Source organism: Psychrobacter sp. T6-1, assembly GCF_052258445.1.
Genome location: NZ_JBQQFC010000622.1, coordinates 1 through 838, shown reverse-complemented (window position 1 = coordinate 838; position 838 = coordinate 1). Strand labels below are relative to the sequence as shown.

Annotated in this window: 1 pseudogene; it reads right to left on the bottom strand. The window is 40.8% G+C overall.

The features are described 5' to 3' along the window. Positions 1-431 (bottom strand): annotated as a pseudogene (locus ACTXGO_RS14995) (sodium:proline symporter); the annotation flags it as partial. Positions 432-838 lie beyond the last annotated feature (407 nt).

Below are 838 nucleotides of genomic sequence, written 5' to 3'. Positions count from 1 at the left end.
GCGGCGGTAAAGTTGACCATCAAGCTAATTAAGCTGCCCATAATGTTGGATATGGCTAAAATTAATTGGCTTGATGAGCCATGACGGGCGTGAATAAGCTCGCCTAACGTGTGACCGTTGGGCGCAAGTTCACGAAAGCGCATACCAAAGGGGTAGATGAACAAAATCATCAGTGCGCCCCAAAATCCGTAATGTATGGGACCTGATACGCCGTATTTATAGCCAGATGTGGCCGCTGCATAAAATGACGCCGCCCAGATCCAAGTGGCGGTCATGCTGGCTGCGCCCATACCGAATCCAACGCCGTGACCTGCGACCATAAAGCCGGAGGTTGATTCTTTGTCTTTTTTAATGAGTAAAGATAATAAATAAGTACCACCATAAAACGCCAGCAGTAACAAAATGACGGTCAACGATGAGAATTGAAACAATGACTCAGTTTTCAAACTTATACCTCGCAATTGTTAGGATAAAATAGAAGTTATTACATATGCAAAATCACATTATCTACAAAGCTTACAAAGCTAAAGAGCCCACAAATTACTGCTTATAGTAAGACCTATAGCCCTAGTTATCTGTAATACGCAAAATGATAGAGACTACTCTATATAGGCGTCTATTTATGAATAAAGCATAAGCTATAGAGAGCAGATATAGAGTAGCGGTTAAGCGGCCTGTACCATATGACTTTTCAGAGAAGAATGGCTTTGTAGAGCAGATATGAGCTAACAGAACATAAGTATTTAACTTAGAGGCTCTATACGTATTGGTAAGCAAAGCAGATGATAAACTTGCGATATGTTTTAGCTATGTTAAATGTTTGTAACTCATTTGCGTC